This is a genomic window from Leeuwenhoekiella sp. CH_XMU1409-2, from assembly GCF_037029365.1.
Taxonomy (GTDB): Bacteria; Bacteroidota; Bacteroidia; order Flavobacteriales; family Flavobacteriaceae; genus Leeuwenhoekiella; species Leeuwenhoekiella blandensis.
The window spans coordinates 42,787-59,723 of record NZ_JAYMEI010000015.1; the positions used below are offsets into that span (position 1 = coordinate 42,787).

The following is a 16,937-nucleotide window of genomic DNA, read 5'->3' on the forward strand; positions in this document are numbered from 1 at the left end:
TATTTCCGCCCTTCGGCTATCGCTCTGGATAAACTACGACGGAAACTTTTAATTCACAGTATTCTTTTATTTCAACTCAGACGGAAATCTTTATCTATTTAATTCGTTTACAAGTGACTTTAACAAGTCTATATTTTTCAATCCCGGTTTGTCTTCAAATTTACTGTTGACATCAATTCCCGCCAGCGGGAGTGCTGTTTTTTTAAGTTCGTTTACCGCTGGGATTTCTTCCAATCCTATACCGCCACTTAAGATAAAAGGCTTTTGCGAAGGATAGTCTTGAAGCACGCTCCAATCAAAGGTATAGCCATTGCCGCCTTTTTCCTTTCCTTTGGTGTCAAATAAAAATTTATCGATCACAGCTTCATAAGCTTCCAAAACCGAAAAGTCAAAGTGGTCTTTTATGCTGAAGACTTTCCAGAGTTCAACTTTTGAATCTGTTTGAAGCCTCTTACAATATTCCGGAGTTTCGCTACCGTGCAACTGAATCACATCAAACTGAAACTGCTTGATTTTATCGATGACAAATTCGATGCTTGCATCTACAAAAACACCCACTTTCTGGATCCCTTCCGGAAGGATTTCAATATGGGCTTTGTCATAATTTCGTTTACTTTTTTCAAAGAAGATAAAACCCAAATAATCCGGTTGGAGTTGCGCAACTTCAAGCGTGTTGTGTTTCATACCACAAACCTTAAGGCTTAGTCTATTATTTTTTTTATGATGGATTTTTTTGATCATAAGCATTAGTGCTTCCTATTGTGTTTTGTTCATTTCTTTTGCTCTTCCAAAAGAAACGAACCAAAGAAAAAGACGCCTTTTGTTAGGAATTTTCCATAACCTTAGCCGGTTATGGAAACCATTTTATAAAATGGGCGCTACGCTGTCTTTCCCATTTTATAAAGCCTATTCTGGAACAAAAGGAGGCTTCGCATGTATACTATTTAGTATTCAATTTAATTTATATACTATTAAATAAGCTGTTTGATAAACTCAGTGGCGCTGGCGCCAGGGTCGTCAGTTTTCATAAAGTTCTCGCCAATAAGAAATCCTTTGTAACCATACGGCTGTAAGGCTTTGATCGCTTCGATCGAACTGATTCCGCTTTCAGAGACTTTTACAAAGTCATCTGGGATTTCAGCAGAAAGGCTTTTGCTGGTTTCGAGACTGACTTCAAAAGTTTTTAGGTTGCGATTGTTTACGCCCAACATATCTAAAGACGGCATAACCGACTTTTGCAATTCTTCTAAATTATGGACTTCGAGAAGCACATCAAGACCAAGTGATTTTGCAAATTCTGAAAGGCTTTTGATCTCTTCCCGTGTTAGCACTGCTGCAATGAGCAAGATCACATCGGCACCATAAGCTTTCGCTTCCAGAATTTGATAGGTGTCGATCACAAATTCTTTGCGCAAAAGCGGTAATTGAGACGCTGCACGGGCGAGCAACAGATCGTCTAGCGAGCCGCCAAAATATTTACCATCGGTAAGTACGCTCATTCCGCAAACTCCGGCTTGCTCGTAACCACGGGCGACATCTTGCACGTTGAGGTTGTGGTTGATCGTCGCTTTACTGGGCGACCGGCGTTTATGCTCTGCGATGATTCCTGAAGCGCTTGTGCTCAAGGCTTGTGCAAGCGAAGGCGATTTACGTTCAAAAAGCACCGACTGCTCCAATTGCTTCACCGGAATCAGCTGCTTGCGTAAGGCTACTTCTTTATATTTATCAGCGATTATTTTGTCTAAAATATTCATCTTATTTGCTGCTTAGGGCTATGAGTTTATTTAAGCGTTCGAGTCCTTTTCCGCTTAGAAGAGCTTCTTTGGCAAGTTCAAAGCCAGCTTTAGGCTCGAGGTTTTTAACGGTGGCAATGGCCATTCCTGCATTGGCGCAAACCACATTGTTTTGTGCATCGGTACCCTTACCGCTGATCACTTTTTTAAAGATCGCAGCAGAAGATTCGATCGTATCCCCACCATAAATGTCTTCCTGTTTGATCGTGTGTACCCCAAAATCTTCAGCCGTTAACATACGCTCGCTGGTGTTGCGAATGGCTTTGGTATTTCCGGTAAGGGAAATTTCGTCATAGCCATCGATACTGTGTAAAATGGTAAAATTCTTTTTAGTATCCTGATACAGATACCCGTATAAACGAGCCAGTTCCAGATTGAAAACACCCACAAGTTGATTCTCAGGAAACGCCGGATTTACCATAGGCCCCAACATGTTGAAAAAGGTTTTTACGCCGAGTTCGCGGCGAATAGGTCCTACATTTTTCATCGCAGGATGAAAGAGCGGCGCGTGGAGTACACAAATACCGGCTTCATCCAGACAGCGCTTTAAAAAGTCGGTATCGTTGGTGAATTTTATTCCGAAGCTTTCCATAACGTTGCTGCTTCCGCTCACCGAAGAAACTCCGTAGTTTCCGTGCTTGGTTACGTTGATTCCTGCGCCTGCAGCTACAAAAGAAGAAAGCGTAGAAATGTTGAATGTATTTTTACCGTCACCGCCGGTTCCGCAAAGATCGATCGCGTTATAGCCTTCAAAGGGAACAGCGATACATAGATCCAGAAGTGCGTCTCTAAAGCCGGCAAGTTCTTCAACCGTAATGCTACGCATCATATACACGGTGATAAAAGCAGCGATTTGGCTGGTGTTGTATTTTCCTTCAGAGATGTTGACCAAAACCTCTCGTGCCTCTTCTTTATTGAGTTGCTCGTGGTTTATGAGTCTGTTTAATATTGTTTTCATTATTCGTTATAAGTACTCCGTAGGGAAGCATTATTATTTATTTGAGATTTCCGTCTTCACGGAAATGGACTACTTCTGTTATTTTATAAGATTTCCGTCTTCACGGAAGCAATTTTAGTTGGGTTCATGAGATTTCCGTCTTCACGGAAATAGAAAAAACCTTTAATTATTTACCCAGTTTTTGATCATTGTTTTGCCTTCCGGAGTGAGTACCGATTCGGGATGAAATTGTACGCCGCGCACGTCATATTCTTTATGACGTAAAGACATAATTTGCCCATTCACATCTACCGAAGTGATCTCTAAAGCTTCCGGGAAATTCTCGGGAGCAACGACCCACGAATGGTATCTTCCGATCTCAAATTCTGTTGGGATGTCTTTGAAAAGGGGTTCGTCTGCAACCAACTGTTTGGCTGAAGTGGCAACACCGTGAAAGACCTGATCCAGGTTGATGAGCGTGCCACCAAAAACTTCGCCGATGGCTTGCTGACCTAGGCACACGCCAAACATACTTTTAGTAGGGGCGTAGGTCTTGATAATTTCAAGAAGCAAACCGGCTTCTTCCGGAATTCCCGGACCTGGTGAAAGCAAGATTTTATCGTAAGCAGCAACCTCTTCAAGACTGAGTTGGTCGTTGCGTTTTACGGTGACTTCGCAGTCTAGATCTTCAAGATAATGCACAAGGTTGTACACAAAACTGTCGTAATTGTCTATGACTAAAACCTGTTTTTTCATGTTATAGTTCTTCAGCAAGTTTAAGGGCTTTAGTAAGCGCGCCTAATTTGTTATATACTTCTTCTAATTCTTTTTCAGGAACACTGTCGCTTACGATACCAGCGCCTGCCTGATAATGTAATTGATGGTTTTTACTTAAAAAAGAACGGATGATGATAGCGTGATTGAAGTTTCCGTTAAAATCCATAAAGCCGATCGCACCTCCGTAGAAATCTCGGTTTATGGGTTCGTATTTCTCCAGTAACTTCATCGCATTGTGCTTGGGCGCACCACTCAAAGTTCCGGCAGGAAAGGTGTCTGCTACTACGCGCATGGTTGAGGTTTCAGGATGTTTGGTTCCTGTAACTTTACTCACTAAATGGATCACGTGCGAAAAATATTGTACCTCGCGATAGGTCTCTACTTTCACGTTGCTGCCATTGCGGCTTAAGTCGTTGCGGGCCAAATCTACCAGCATCACGTGCTCGCTGTTTTCCTTGGCATCTTCAGAAAGTTTCTTGGCTAAAACGGCATCTTTCTCATCATTACCGGTACGTTTAAAAGTCCCGGCGATGGGGTGAATTTCAGCTTTACCCTCTTTAACGATGAGTTGGGCTTCGGGAGAACTTCCGAAGATCTTAAAATTTCCGTAGTCAAAAAAGAATAAATACGGCGAAGGATTTACACTGCGTAAACTGCGATACACATTGAATTCATCACCGCTGAAATTTTGAGAAAAGCGCTTAGAAGGTACGATCTGAAATACATCACCGCGTTGGCAATGTTTTTTACAGGTTTTAACCAAATCCATAAAGGCGTCATCAGACATTTGCGATTGTTGTGCGCCTTCTAATTTGAAATGGTACTCTGCAAAACTTTTTACCGTAAGCAGCTGTGCGATCTCACTCAGATTATTTTCTTCATTGTAGGTATGCGAAAAAATATAGGCCTCATTATTAAAATGATTGATCGCAATGATGTTTTGATAAACCGCATAATACAGATCGGGGACATCCAGCGCGCCTTCTTTTTTGGTGATCTCAATATCTTCAAAATAGCGCACGGCATCATAACTCATATAACCAAAAAGGCCGTTTTGAATGAACTTTTTATCGTTGTCTTCGGTCTCAAACTTTTTGGCAAAAGCTTCGATGATTCCGACTACATCGGTAGTGTAGTCGATGCTCGTGGTTGTGGTTTTTCCGTCAGGGAAACTTTCCGTAATAATTTCGTCCTTTACGGTGATCGAACCTATAGGTTTACAACAGATGTAGCTGAAGGTATTGTCGTTAGCCCGGTAGTCGCTACTCTCGAGAAGCAGACTGTTGGGGAAGCGATCCCGCAGGCGAAGGTATACCGAAACCGGAGTGATGGTATCGGCAAGAATCTTCTTGCTGTGCGTTTTTAAGGTATATTTCATTTTTTTTGGTTGTTAGGCGAAACAAAAAAGACCTGTCGTGAGACAGGCCTTTCAGTTATTTAAATTTTAAATACAAGGTTGTTTCACGACATTACTGTTGCGAGATCCACCACCAAGTATTTACTGTTTTGTTTTTCATAATTTGAGCTCCAAAGATAAAAATTGATGCTTAAGCGACAAACAAAATTTAAAATTACTTTTAAAAAATATTAGATAGACAAGTTGATGTTTAGTCTAAAGTCGTCTTAGGTGGTTTTATCCCGTGGGTAATCGCATTTCCGTTTTTGGATAACGTGAATCCTTTAGTTGTGTGTTTTCTGAGCTCGTGAATCTTTTAAGGTCGATAGGAGTAATTTTACTTACGTATAATTTTATTTACTTTTCTTTGCCTCTCCAAAGAAAAGTAACAAAAGAAAAGAGCCCCTCGCTTAGGAATTTTTCGCTTAGGCGAAAACCGCTTTGTCAGCTCCGCGTCGCTATCGCTCCTGTCTTTCGGAGCTTCCTGCAGCTATTCTGAACCGAGGGAATCACTACACCGTACAAGTTTTCGGGTGTTTTGTCTTTTTCTTGATCTATGGTAAACTAAACCCCTTGATTTTCCTGCCTGGCGGCAGGCAGGTTGGTTCTTTGGCATCAAGGCAAAAGAACATGGGCCTTGAATAATGTTATCAATGTTTTTTTGAGAACCCTCGTTTATGAGTGATTCTGATGATTTATTTAAGAAAGTTTGGATTAATAAATAAGGGGGTCTTTTAGAATATATCACAAAAAAAGCTGTCTTTTTAAAGACAGCTTTCTAAATACTTATGATAGACGATCAATTAGATAGACAAGTTGATGTCTAGTGTGAAGTCGTCATAGATGGTTTTATCTCCTAAGTTGTCAAAGAAGCTACCAGATCCGTAACGCACGTTGTATTTACTACGGTCGATGGTTAGGGTAGTTGTGAAATTATCACCTGCTTGTTGCAAGTCAAAAGAGATAGGCGCTGTAGTTTCTTTGATGGTAAGGTCACCGGTTACTGTATACGAATTTCCGTCTTTAACCGCATTGGTGATGACCAATTTGGCAGTTGGGTGATTTTCTACACCAAAGAAATCATCACTTTTAAGGTGACCTTCTAATTGACCTTTGCTGTCTCCTTCTAAGTCTGTACACGCGATGCTGTTCATGTCGATAACAAACTCACCTCCGGTGATGCTTCCGTTTTCCATTTCAAAAAAACCATCTTTAAGATCGATAGTTCCTGAATGCTTACCGGTCACTTTTTTACCTACCCAAGTGATTGAACTGCTTTTTACGCTTACTTTTTCCATGATTGTTTTTGTTGTAAATGATGCAGCGGCAACGCCTACTGCTAAAATTAATACTGATTTAACGCGATTATCGCGGTTTATTTGATTGAAGGCTTTTTTTGAAGCCAGGTTTAGTTTTGCTAAGCTTTGATTAAGGTTGCTGATGGAATTCTGAATTTTCATTGTTGTATAGATTAAAGTTGTATGTACAAATATTTGATTAAAAAATTTTTAGATGATCTCGAAAAGTTCTTCCTGAGGGCGTCTTACTTTTGGAGCATGTTGGGTTTCATCTTCCGCGCTGCGGTATCCTACTGCAGCAACAACTACGGCGTGCAGGTTTTGTTCGGTAAGGCCTAAGATTTCATCAAAAGCAGTTGCCTCAAAACCTTCCATAGGGCAGGTGTCTATTTTATGTGCAGCAGCGGCGCTTAGTAAATTGCCCAGAGCGATGTAAGCCTGTCTAGAGGTCCACCCTGCTTTGGCTTCCTGAGGCAGGTTAAGAAGTGCATTTTTCATCAAGTTTGCATAGCCTTCCAGCGTTCCTGTTTCAAGTTCTTTGATGCGTTCTGAGAGCTCGATATAAGAGTCTACGAGTTCTGCGTCAAAGTCGGTTTGATGTGCAAATACAAATACGGCGGTAGCATCGCTAAATTGAGACTGATTGTATCCTGCGGCTTTTAGCTTTTCTTTTACGGCTTGATCTTTTACCACTAAAATTTTATAAGGTTGCAACCCATAAGAAGAAGCAGAAAGTTGCACTGCATCTATAAGCCTTTGTAAATCTTCATCGGATACTTTTTTGGAAGCATCAAATTGTTTAACAGCGTAGCGCCAGTTTAAATCATCGATATAATTACTCATCGGTTCTAAGTTTATCTAATAGGTTATTAAGTGTTACTAATTCGTCGTCATTGAGGCTTGAAGTGTTGTTGGCATTTGCAGCCGAGGTGAGGGGGTCCAGTTCTTTTAAAAGTTTCAATCCGTTAGTGGTTATTTCTATTTCGACCTTTCTACGATTATCGGGACAAATGCGTCGGCTTACCAATTCTTTCTTGATCAGTTTATCTACCAGGCGCGTTGTGTTGCTGCTGCGATCTACCATGCGCTCCTGAATGCATGCAAGACTTGCAGGTTTGCCCTTTTGACCACGCAAAATGCGCAAAACATTGAATTGCGGCGTACTCAGATCATATTCTTTAAGAAGCGCAGCAAATTTTTCTTCCAGTATTCTGGAAGTGTATTGGATATTGATCAGGGTTTTGGATGATAAATCCAACCCATTTCCTATTTTTAATGCTTCTTCAATCTTCATCCTGTATCTACAATATTTGTATGTACAAATGTATGGTTTATTTGGATTCGATGAGAATCTGGTGTAATTTTTAACGTATTCTTAAGGCTTTTTAACGAAAATCCTCTGGTTACAACGCTGTAGGTGTTATACAAATCCTAAAATCTGTTATCAAAATGTTGTAATCCTTAAATTTACGCAGTCCATTGCGAAGCGGTTTTCTTGACTTACAAGAGTAAGAAACTTTCGTGTAGTGGTCGTTAAATTAAAAACCGGGTAGCGATTGTTTAGGAGATTGGGTATTTTATGTTGCGTTATGCTTTTAGCAGGCTGTGCCTCTAAAGTTGCGTCTACCCGAACGCCAAAACCGCTAAAAATGCTGTCGGTTGATGGATATCATTTGCCCGTGTATGATTTTGAGGCCTTTAAGCCTATGTTGGATTTCCCTAAAGCAGGCAGGGTGAAAGTGATCAACTTTTGGGCGACCTGGTGTGCGCCTTGTGTTAAAGAATTGCCGGCTTTTGAAAAGCTTTATGCAGCGTACCACAAAAAGGGAGTCGAAGTTTTGCTGGTGAGTTTGGACTTTTCAGACCAAATTGAACAACGGCTTATTCCTTATATTAAGGAGAAGAAACTTCAGTCAAAAGTGCTGTACCTGGACGATGCACACGGGAACACCTGGATCCCTCAGGTTTCAGAAGATTGGAGTGGCGCTATACCGGCAAGCCTTATCATAACGAATGAAGAATATATGTTTTACGAGCAAAGCTTTTCCTACCGGGAGCTCGAGAACGAATTATTGAGTTTACAACCTAACTTAAAAGAATAACATGAAGTCCTTAAAAGTATTAATAGCGCTTACGCTTGTTATGGTCGTTTCTGCGATAGCAATTGCCAGTTTAGGTAGTTTTAAATCGGGGTATGAAATAGGTGATGCTGTTGGGGATTTTCGGTTGAAAAATGTAGACGGAAGCATGGTTTCCTTATCCGATTTTGAAGAGGCTAAAGGTTTTATTGTTGTTTTTACCTGTAATACCTGTCCGTTTGCTATTGCCAATCAGGAGCGTATACAAGCCCTGGATACACAATTCAAACCGAAAGGCTATCCGGTGATTGCGATCAATCCGAATGATCCGGAGATTCAAGCAGGAGAAAGCTTTACAGAAATGCAGGATTTAGCTGCATCCAAGCAATTTACCTATCCCTATCTCTATGATGCCAATCATGAGATCTATGCCGAATATGGAGCGACCAAAACACCGCACGTTTATGTGCTCCAAAAAAAGGATGATGCTTTAGAGGTAAAATACATAGGGGCTATAGACGATAGCGTTCGCGATGCTTCGACGGTGACCACATTTTTTGTGGCTCAGGCGGTTGAGGCGCTTTTAAACGATCAAGAAGTGAATCCCGAAACCACCAAAGCCATTGGTTGTTCTATTAAAGCCTGATCGCGTTGGAGAAGCGCGGGCAATGCTTTAATTTTGAGACTTAATCTTAATACAATACATCATGAAAAATATAACTCAGGAAGAATGGGAAGCGCAGATCGCAAAAGACGATAAGGCATTCATCCTAGATGTGCGCACCCAAAATGAGGTGGATGAAGGCATCATTCCGAATTCGCATCATATTGATATTTATGAAGGACAGGGCTTTATTGATAAAGTCAACGAACTTGATAAATCAAAGCACTATTACATCTATTGCCGTTCCGGAAATCGAAGCGGACAAGCAGCCCAGCTGATGGATCAATTAGGTTTTGAAACTACCTACAACCTGTTAGGTGGTTATATGGAATGGGATGGGGAAACCACCTTTCAGGAGTAGCGTTAACTGTTTTAATTTAACAAAAAGGGAGTGTCTTTAGGGGCGCTCCCTTTTTTTGTATAGCGAAGGTTGGGGTATCAGAAAAGAGTTTTTTATGCATATCATCTGATTGCGAGGTCTTCTCCTTTAACGTGTATACGTTAACCCTTTTTCTAGATGATTTATAGAGTCAGCTGTGTTGGGTTTCCGACAACGCTTTCTTGCGTATAACTTTCTTAAATCTTTAAATTCATTATTAAATTGTAGCGGGGATGTATTATTCTTCTATTGACTTTGTTCTAAAATCAAGCAAAAAACCTAGGAAAAGTCTAGAAGTGTGTGGCTTTTATATGTTAGAATACCCTAAATAATATAACTAAAGGATAAATTCCTATCGATTTTGTAGGATTAAGAATTAAAACTGCATAATATTGTAAAAAAAAATACTGAGTGAAGTTTATGTATTCACTTTGGATTGAACGTTAATTGTAAAAGTTTTTTTAAAGTTTGCTGCGCACTTAACAGTGATTGAATTTGATGTTTAATTGGTGGTCTTATTTAAAATCATAGTTCTGTAATTGTCTTATTAAGGTCAGCGTTAAAGTGTCTACCTCGTTTTTTAAATTAAGAACCTTTATGGGTAAAGTTTATCTCAATCAAAAGGCTTGCTTTTTAGCGGGATTTTGTATGAGCAGCTTAAGCACGCTTAAAACTTACCTAACTTATTACTCCGTATTTTTTAATGATAGTGTAATCTATTGAAGCCTTAGTGTAAAGCAAATTATAAATTGGAAGAAATTAGAAATGTTTTAGATGTTTATGCTGCCGGTATAGTCGGGGTTATTCTCCTGGTGATGGTGTTTGAACTGGTAGTGGGAAGGCTCAAACCTGCATTGGTTTTTTCAATTGTGGTATTCTTGTTTTTAGTGTTGGGGTATGTAGATGTAGATATGATTCTTCGTGCGGCAATCACTAAGAGTATTTTGGTGATTTTCTTAGTTATCGCACTTTCTTCTATTATCAATTCCAATATAAATCTAGGATTTTATTTTGATAAAGTATTAGGTTCTATTCAGTCCCCATTGCTTTTTCTAGGGGTTTTGTGTCTTTTTGTATCTTTAATTTCTGGATTTTTTAATAACACGCCGGTTGTTATAATTTTAATACCCTACGTAATGCAGAAAGCAGAGAAGTATGGCGTTTCACCTTCTAAATTCTTAATTCCTTTGTCTTTTTCTGCCATAGTAGGTGGAATGTTAACTCTAATAGGTACATCTACAAATCTTATATTGAATGGATTGATAGAGTCTAGCGGATTGAAAGGGCTTCAGTTTACAGATTTTTTGGTACCTGGTTTGTTTGTATTGTCAACATGGATCTTATATCTAATAATCGTAGGTTATCGCATATTGCCCTCTCGATCCTTGCCTTTTGCGAGAAAACAAGATGAAGTGCGTAAGTATTTTATCGAAGCACGTATAGGGGCTTATTCTAAATTAATCGGTTTGCCGTTATCAGATAGTGGTCTTAAAAACTTGAAAGGAGTTTCTCTAATTGAATTGGTTAGAGGGGATCGCAATTTTGAAGTGGTCGCTTCAAAAAATATGATCTTACAAGAAGATGACCGACTTATCTTCTCAGGGAGTTTGGCTGATGTGATGCAAATTAATGCAGAGCAAAAAAATCTTGAATTTATTGCTCATAAGAAACTTATGCAAGGGCAAAAGCTTGCTTTTTTAGAGCTTTCTATTCCTACTAATTCGTCATTAGATGGTAAAAAAGTAAATCAAACTAACTTTAGGCAGCGCTATGGCGCAACCATCTTAGCAGTACATCGCAATAGTGAAGATTTAAGCGGTAGAATTGGAGAGATGCGGTTGAAGAGTGGAGATCTTTTGATCGTGGTTCCACATACGTATATTACAGAATCTCTAAAAGCTGATTTTTATATCCTATCTAATGTAACTCAAGAACAAATTCCAAGCCGTAAAAAATATACTCTTTTAGGGGGAATTGTGTTGATCGCTACATTTGCACTAGTATTTAAAATAAGCCTATTTTTATTTCTGGTGTTGGTTTTAGGGCTTACTTTTTTATTAAAGTTTGCTTCTCGGAGTGAAGTAATCAAAGAATTAAAAGGTAATTTATTTGTCATTCTCGTCGCTTCTCTTATTGTTGGTGAGGTTTTCATTAATTCTGGTCTCTCAGAACAAGTAAGTGCCGCTATCTTACGAGTGGTTATGCCTTTTGGGTTTGAGGGTATAGTTTTAGGGCTTATGCTTTTTACCGTAGTGCTAACATCTTTTATAACTAATGTAGCTGCGGTTTCTATAGTCTTTCCTTTAGCGTATTCAATAAGTCAAAAAACAGGAATTCCTGGAGAAGCTCTTTTTTTGGCTGTGGGATTTGCGGCATCGGCAGCTTTTATGACCCCCATAGGCTATCAGACTAATTTGTTGATCATGGCTCCCGGTGATTATCGGTTTAAAGATTTTTGGAAAATAGGATTACCGTTCACTGCACTTTATTTAGGTGTGGTTTTGCTGTATTTGAAATTAAAATATACTTAATGAAAAGCACAAATGTGAAAAAACAAGCATTTCAGGTTGCAAGAGACCTGAGGGCTCAAAAAAAGCAACATCAATCTATGGTTTTATGGTTTGTTGGGCTCTCTGGAAGTGGTAAATCAACCGTAAGCGACGCACTCGAAGCATTTTTGTTTGAAAAACATATAGATACCTATACGCTTGATGGCGACAATATTCGTATGGGGCTCAATAAAGATCTGGGATTTACTGTCGAGGAACGTTCGGAAAATATTCGCAGGATCGCAGAGGTAGGGAAGCTGTTTGCCGATGCCGGCACGGTGGTACTTACGGCTTTTATCACGCCGATGCATCAAGACCGGCAGCGAGCTAAAGCCATCTTGGGTGAAGATTATGTAGAAATCTACGTGAATTGTCCGCTGGAAGTATGTGAAGCCCGTGATGTAAAAGGCTTGTATGCTCGGGCGAGAAAAGGAGAGATTCCTAATTTTACAGGGATAACAGCGCCGTTTGAGGTGCCTAAAAATCCTGATATAGAAATCAAAACAAACGAACAATCTGTTGACGAATGTGTTGTACAGATTTGGAATACAATTAAAAATAGACTAACCAGTACATTATGAGAAAATACGCATTATCGCATTTGCAGGAACTGGAGGCAGAGGCCATATACATCTTGCGGGAGACCGCAGCACAGTTTGAAAACCCGGCCATTTTGTTTTCCGGAGGTAAAGACTCGATCTTAGTGACCGCATTGGCTCGTAAAGCCTTTTACCCGGCCAAAATCCCTTTTACCTTTTTGCACGTAGATACCGGACATAACTTTCCGGAGACCATTGCGTTTCGCGACCAGTTGATGGAACAACTAGGGGCTAAACTAGTGGTAGGTTTGGTAGAAGACTCGATCAAAAGCGGTTCGGTAAAAGAAGAGACCGGGATAGATGCCAACCGAAACAAATTGCAAACGACCACACTTCTAGAGGCAATTGAAGAGCATCAGTTTGATGCCTGTATAGGAGGAGGTCGAAGAGATGAAGAAAAGGCTCGTGCTAAAGAGCGTTTCTTTTCGCATCGCGATGATTTTGGGCAGTGGAATCCTAAAAACCAGCGTCCCGAATTATGGAACCTGCTCAACGGAAAGCTCAATATGGGGGAGAACTTCAGGGTCTTTCCTATAAGCAACTGGACCGAGCTGGATGTGTGGCAGTATTTAACCTTAAACAATATCGCCATTCCTTCGTTGTATTTTGCACACGAGCGTCAAGTGATCCGTAGACAAGGCACTTGGATCCCCAATTCGGAGTTCATTAGCCTAAGACCTAAGGAAGAAGTGGTGACCAAGAAAATACGCTTCCGTACCTTGGGAGACATTACCATCACCGGAGGTTCAGAATCAGAAGCCGATACCTTAGAACTTATTTTGGAAGAGGTAGCGATCGCCCGCCAGACCGAACGTGGCAATCGTTCTGACGACAAACGCTCAGAAACCGCCATGGAGGATCGTAAAAAAGAAGGATATTTCTAAACAGCTAAGCAACAAACAATGGGATTACAACACGAAGAAAAAGAGATATTACGTTTTACCACTGCAGGAAGTGTAGATGATGGTAAAAGTACCTTGATAGGAAGGTTGCTGTTTGATTCGAAGTCTCTTTACGAAGATCAAATTGACAACTTACAAAAGATATCAGAAAAGAAAGGAATCAGTCACCTGGAGCTGGCTCACCTTACCGACGGCTTGAAAGACGAGCGCGAGCAGGGGATCACCATCGATGTGGCGTATCGCTATTTTGCGACTCCAAAACGCAAATTTATTATTGCCGATACGCCGGGCCATGTGCAATATACCCGCAATATGATCACCGGGGCTTCAACAGCCAACTTGGCCTTGATCTTGGTCGATGCCCGTAAGGGAGTGATCGAGCAGACCAAACGCCATTCATTTATTGCGTCGCTCTTGCAAATTCAACACATTGTGGTTTGCGTCAATAAGATGGATCTGGTAGACTACGGAGAAGAACGTTTTAATGAGATCATTGAGGAGTATAAAAGCTTTGCTTCAAAGCTGAAGATCAACGATGTGCGCTTTATCCCGATCTCCGCTTTAAATGGGGACAATGTGGTAGATAAGTCTGCTAACATGCCGTGGTTTTCAGGAGATTCCTTACTCGGGACCTTGGAGAACATTCATATCAGTAGTGATCACAATTTGGTAGACTGCCGTTTTCCGGTGCAAAATGTCATCAGGCCTTTTAGTGATGAATTTCACGACTACCGGGGTTATGCGGGTAGGGTGACCAGTGGGATCTTTAAAAAAGGAGATGAGGTGATGGTATTGCCCTCTGGTTTTAAATCAAAGATCCAGTCTATTGTATTGGGTGAAGAAGAACTGGAAGAAGCCTTCCCTCCGCAATCGGTAACCATCAATCTGGAAGATGAGATCGACATCAGTCGAGGAGATATGATCGTGCGTGAGCACAATCAACCTGAGCCTCAGCAAGATGTCGAGGCGATGTTGTGCTGGATGAACAGTGATGTGATGAGTCCCAGAGCCAAATATGCGATCAAGCATACCAGTGTAGAAGCCCGGGCGATGATCAAAGAAGTGTTGTATAAGGTAGATATCAATACCTTACACCGTCAGGAGGAATACGATACCATAGGCATGAACGATATCATTCGCGTAAAGATGCGTACTACCAAGCCTTTACTCGTAGACGAATACAACCAAAACAAAGGTACCGGAAGTTTTATCCTGATCGATGAAAGTACCAATGAAACGGTTGCTGCGGGGATGGTGATTTGATTATCGGGGGACTGGTAAATGGGGGGCGTGGTTAGTGGTTAAAGTGAATAATTTGATGTTTCAAGTTTCCTCGATTTTCAATCTCAATAGTTCCATTGATAAAAATAGCTTTGTATGGAAATTTTGAAGAATTAGAATGCTGGAAGGAGTGTTTCCGGTTAAAAGAGTACGTACGGAAGGATATTTTAATTCAACTTCCTGAAATAGAAAGGTTTGAACTATATAGCCAGCTTTTAAGAGCGGCACGTTCCACCACAGCAAATATAGCAGAAGGTTGGGGGCGGCATCATAGAAAAGATAGTATTCGATTTATGATTATTGCTCGTGGCTCAGTTGCCGAAGTTTTAGACCATACTATTGAGACGCGTCATTGTAATTATATTTCATCTTAACAACTTCTGGAAATAAGAAAACAAACCTCGACCTGTTTGAGATTAATTAATGGATACATCAAATACTTAAACACCAAACTAAAAGATTAAATTTTGATCAAGCTGAAGAATTCATTTAATCACAAACCTCCATCACCCAGCCACTAACCCCTAACCCCCAATCCCCTATAAACCATTAATCCAACCAAAAACCACAAACACATGAATATAACAGCACAACTGCATACTGCCATCGAAGCGGCGCTAAAAGCAGGGGAACGCATTCTTGAGATCTATCATAATGAAGATTTTGATGTAGATTTTAAGAGTGATGATTCGCCATTGACCAAAGCCGATACGGCAAGTCATCATATTATAATGTCCTATTTGGGAAAAACCGGTATTCCTGTGCTTTCAGAAGAAGGTAAAGGTATCGCTTACGAAACCCGAAAAGATTGGGAGTATTTGTGGATCGTAGATCCCATAGACGGGACCAAGGAGTTTATTAAAAAGAACGGGGAGTTTACCGTAAACATTGCATTGATTCAAGATGGTGTGCCGATCTTAGGCGTAATCTATGTGCCGGTGCTTCAGGAGTTGTTTTATGCAGCTAAAGGCCTAGGTTCCTTTAAGGCTGTTGATGTAGCTGTTACTGCTGCTGTAGATGCTATATTGAATACAGGAAAGCAGCTTCCATTAACGCTCCAAAAAGAACAGTATACCGCAGTAGCCAGTAAATCTCATTTGTCCCCCGAAACGGTGGAGTATATTAAAACGCTGGAGGCAGAACACGGGGAAGTCGCGACGATCTCTAAAGGGAGCTCCTTAAAACTCTGTATGGTGGCAGAGGGCCAGGCCGATTGTTACCCCAGGTTTGCCCCAACTATGGAATGGGACACAGCTGCCGGAAGTGCGATCTGTAAGTATGCCGGGAAACAGGTGGTTGATTGGGAGACTAAAGAAGAGATGTTATACAACCGGGAACAATTGTTGAATAATTGGTTTTTGGTTTTATGATGCTTAAGTTTTTTTTTAACCGCTTCAATCAATAGCGATAACGTTTTTCTTCTAGGTTGATGCTATTTTTCTTAATATTTCTCTAAAATTAAATGTTGAAATATCCTTGTTTGCTTCGATGTTTTACTTATTTTCGCTTATCTAGAAGTTAGAAAATCCCCTAAAATTTTGTAACGTTTAAAGATACTATTTGCATGAATTGGTACGTGCTCTACGTTAAACCACAATCAGAAAAAAAAGTGGCTTCGGCACTTGAAAAAATAGGGGTTAAGGTCTTCTGTCCTACACTTGAGGAGGTGCGCGTTTGGAGCGATCGCAAGAAAAAAATTCAGGTACCTCTTTTTAAATCCTATGTTTTCGTTTGTTTGCTAAACACAGAGCGCCAACAGGTGTTTGCTGTGCCGGGAGTGGTGCGTTATCTTTTTTGGTTAGGAAAGCCGGCTGTCGTGCGTGATGAAGAAATCGCTGCAATTCAAGACTGGTTATCTGATGAGGCTGTGGCAGATGTGCAAGTGCGTACGTATACCCCGGGAACAGAAGTAAAGATCGCTGCCGGACATTTTAAAGGGCAGAAGGGTGTCGTGCAAGAAGTAGGGCGTAAACGCCTTAAAATGGTGATTAAAAGTCTTGGAGTGATCGTGGAAGCGCGCCTGAAGGACTTAGTGAAATAAGGGCGCAAGACGCCTTAAAATACAGATCGAGCCTTAATGTAGGTCTTGGTCATTTTTGTTAACCACCGGGTTATTCTCAAAACAAAACATGGGAGTGACGCGGCGGAGCCATGGAGCTTTGCAGGCTTTAGCTTGTAGTCGATAGGGAGTAAAGTTATCTCCCGAAAGTTTTCGGGATGCACTTCGACAAGCTCAGTGTGACACGCTCCAACCGACAGGGTTGTCACTTCGAGTGAATACCGA

Annotated in this window: 18 protein-coding genes; 10 read left to right on the plus strand and 8 right to left on the minus strand. The window is 40.7% G+C overall.

Going from position 1 to position 16,937, the window contains the following annotated elements; translation table 11 throughout:
- Positions 1 to 90 precede the first annotated feature (90 nt).
- The 8 genes from WA338_RS14915 to WA338_RS14950 form a co-directional block, all read right to left on the minus strand.
- A complete protein-coding gene (locus WA338_RS14915) occupies positions 91 to 684 on the minus strand; it encodes a phosphoribosylanthranilate isomerase (protein ID WP_336093937.1) in 594 nt (197 codons plus the stop codon).
- 287 nt (positions 685 to 971) lie between these two features.
- Complete coding sequence (trpC, locus tag WA338_RS14920; RefSeq protein ID WP_336093939.1) at positions 972 to 1,754, minus strand: indole-3-glycerol phosphate synthase TrpC; 783 nt, start codon at positions 1,752 to 1,754, stop codon at positions 972 to 974.
- 1 nt (position 1,755) lies between these two features.
- The gene (gene trpD / locus WA338_RS14925; protein WP_336093941.1) at positions 1,756 to 2,751 is read right to left on the minus strand and encodes an anthranilate phosphoribosyltransferase; all 996 of its coding nucleotides are present in this window, start codon (positions 2,749 to 2,751) and stop codon (positions 1,756 to 1,758) included.
- A gap of 162 nt (positions 2,752 to 2,913) precedes the next feature.
- On the minus strand, positions 2,914 to 3,486 hold the full coding sequence (locus WA338_RS14930; protein ID WP_336093943.1) for an anthranilate synthase component II: 573 nt from the start codon (positions 3,484 to 3,486) through the stop codon (positions 2,914 to 2,916).
- 1 nt (position 3,487) lies between these two features.
- The gene (locus WA338_RS14935; RefSeq protein WP_336093945.1) at positions 3,488 to 4,885 is read right to left on the minus strand and encodes an anthranilate synthase component I family protein; all 1,398 of its coding nucleotides are present in this window, start codon (positions 4,883 to 4,885) and stop codon (positions 3,488 to 3,490) included.
- 821 nt (positions 4,886 to 5,706) lie between these two features.
- The gene (locus WA338_RS14940) at positions 5,707 to 6,363 is read right to left on the minus strand and encodes a YceI family protein (protein WP_336093947.1); all 657 of its coding nucleotides are present in this window, start codon (positions 6,361 to 6,363) and stop codon (positions 5,707 to 5,709) included.
- 48 nt (positions 6,364 to 6,411) lie between these two features.
- A complete protein-coding gene (locus WA338_RS14945; RefSeq protein WP_336093949.1) occupies positions 6,412 to 7,044 on the minus strand; it encodes an NAD(P)H-dependent oxidoreductase in 633 nt (210 codons plus the stop codon).
- Entirely contained in the window at positions 7,037 to 7,495 is a 459-nt protein-coding gene (locus tag WA338_RS14950) for a MarR family winged helix-turn-helix transcriptional regulator (RefSeq protein WP_336093950.1), read from the minus strand. The genes WA338_RS14945 and WA338_RS14950 overlap by 8 nt, the downstream gene beginning before the upstream one ends.
- Positions 7,496 to 7,850: 355 nt before the next feature.
- On the opposite strand from WA338_RS14950, the gene WA338_RS14955 reads away from it, so the two are divergent.
- From WA338_RS14955 to WA338_RS15000, 10 genes are all read left to right on the plus strand, one after another.
- Positions 7,851 to 8,303: a TlpA disulfide reductase family protein gene (locus WA338_RS14955; RefSeq protein WP_273016900.1), complete on the plus strand. Its 453-nt coding sequence runs from the start codon at positions 7,851 to 7,853 to the stop codon at positions 8,301 to 8,303.
- A 1-nt stretch (position 8,304) separates the two neighbouring features.
- A complete protein-coding gene (locus WA338_RS14960) occupies positions 8,305 to 8,925 on the plus strand; it encodes a thioredoxin family protein (RefSeq protein ID WP_009781106.1) in 621 nt (206 codons plus the stop codon).
- 61 nt (positions 8,926 to 8,986) lie between these two features.
- Positions 8,987 to 9,304, plus strand: a complete 318-nt coding sequence (locus WA338_RS14965) for a rhodanese-like domain-containing protein (protein ID WP_009781105.1) — start codon at positions 8,987 to 8,989, stop codon at positions 9,302 to 9,304.
- Positions 9,305 to 10,071: 767 nt separating this feature from the next.
- Complete coding sequence (locus WA338_RS14970; RefSeq protein ID WP_009781104.1) at positions 10,072 to 11,853, plus strand: SLC13 family permease; 1,782 nt, start codon at positions 10,072 to 10,074, stop codon at positions 11,851 to 11,853.
- A complete protein-coding gene (cysC, locus tag WA338_RS14975; RefSeq protein ID WP_336093957.1) occupies positions 11,853 to 12,452 on the plus strand; it encodes an adenylyl-sulfate kinase in 600 nt (199 codons plus the stop codon). Before WA338_RS14970 ends, cysC begins: the two co-directional genes overlap by 1 nt.
- On the plus strand, positions 12,449 to 13,354 hold the full coding sequence (gene cysD / locus WA338_RS14980; protein WP_009781102.1) for a sulfate adenylyltransferase subunit CysD: 906 nt from the start codon (positions 12,449 to 12,451) through the stop codon (positions 13,352 to 13,354). Before cysC ends, cysD begins: the two co-directional genes overlap by 4 nt.
- Positions 13,355 to 13,372: 18 nt before the next feature.
- Positions 13,373 to 14,635, plus strand: coding sequence for a sulfate adenylyltransferase subunit CysN (gene cysN / locus WA338_RS14985; protein ID WP_336093960.1), 1,263 nt, complete (start codon positions 13,373 to 13,375; stop codon positions 14,633 to 14,635).
- Between the two features lie 95 nt (positions 14,636 to 14,730).
- Positions 14,731 to 15,027, plus strand: a complete 297-nt coding sequence (locus WA338_RS14990; RefSeq protein ID WP_336093962.1) for a four helix bundle protein — start codon at positions 14,731 to 14,733, stop codon at positions 15,025 to 15,027.
- A 201-nt stretch (positions 15,028 to 15,228) separates the two neighbouring features.
- The gene (cysQ, locus tag WA338_RS14995; protein ID WP_336093964.1) at positions 15,229 to 16,023 is read left to right on the plus strand and encodes a 3'(2'),5'-bisphosphate nucleotidase CysQ; all 795 of its coding nucleotides are present in this window, start codon (positions 15,229 to 15,231) and stop codon (positions 16,021 to 16,023) included.
- Between the two features lie 194 nt (positions 16,024 to 16,217).
- On the plus strand, positions 16,218 to 16,694 hold the full coding sequence (locus WA338_RS15000) for a UpxY family transcription antiterminator (protein ID WP_336093966.1): 477 nt from the start codon (positions 16,218 to 16,220) through the stop codon (positions 16,692 to 16,694).
- Positions 16,695 to 16,937 lie beyond the last annotated feature (243 nt).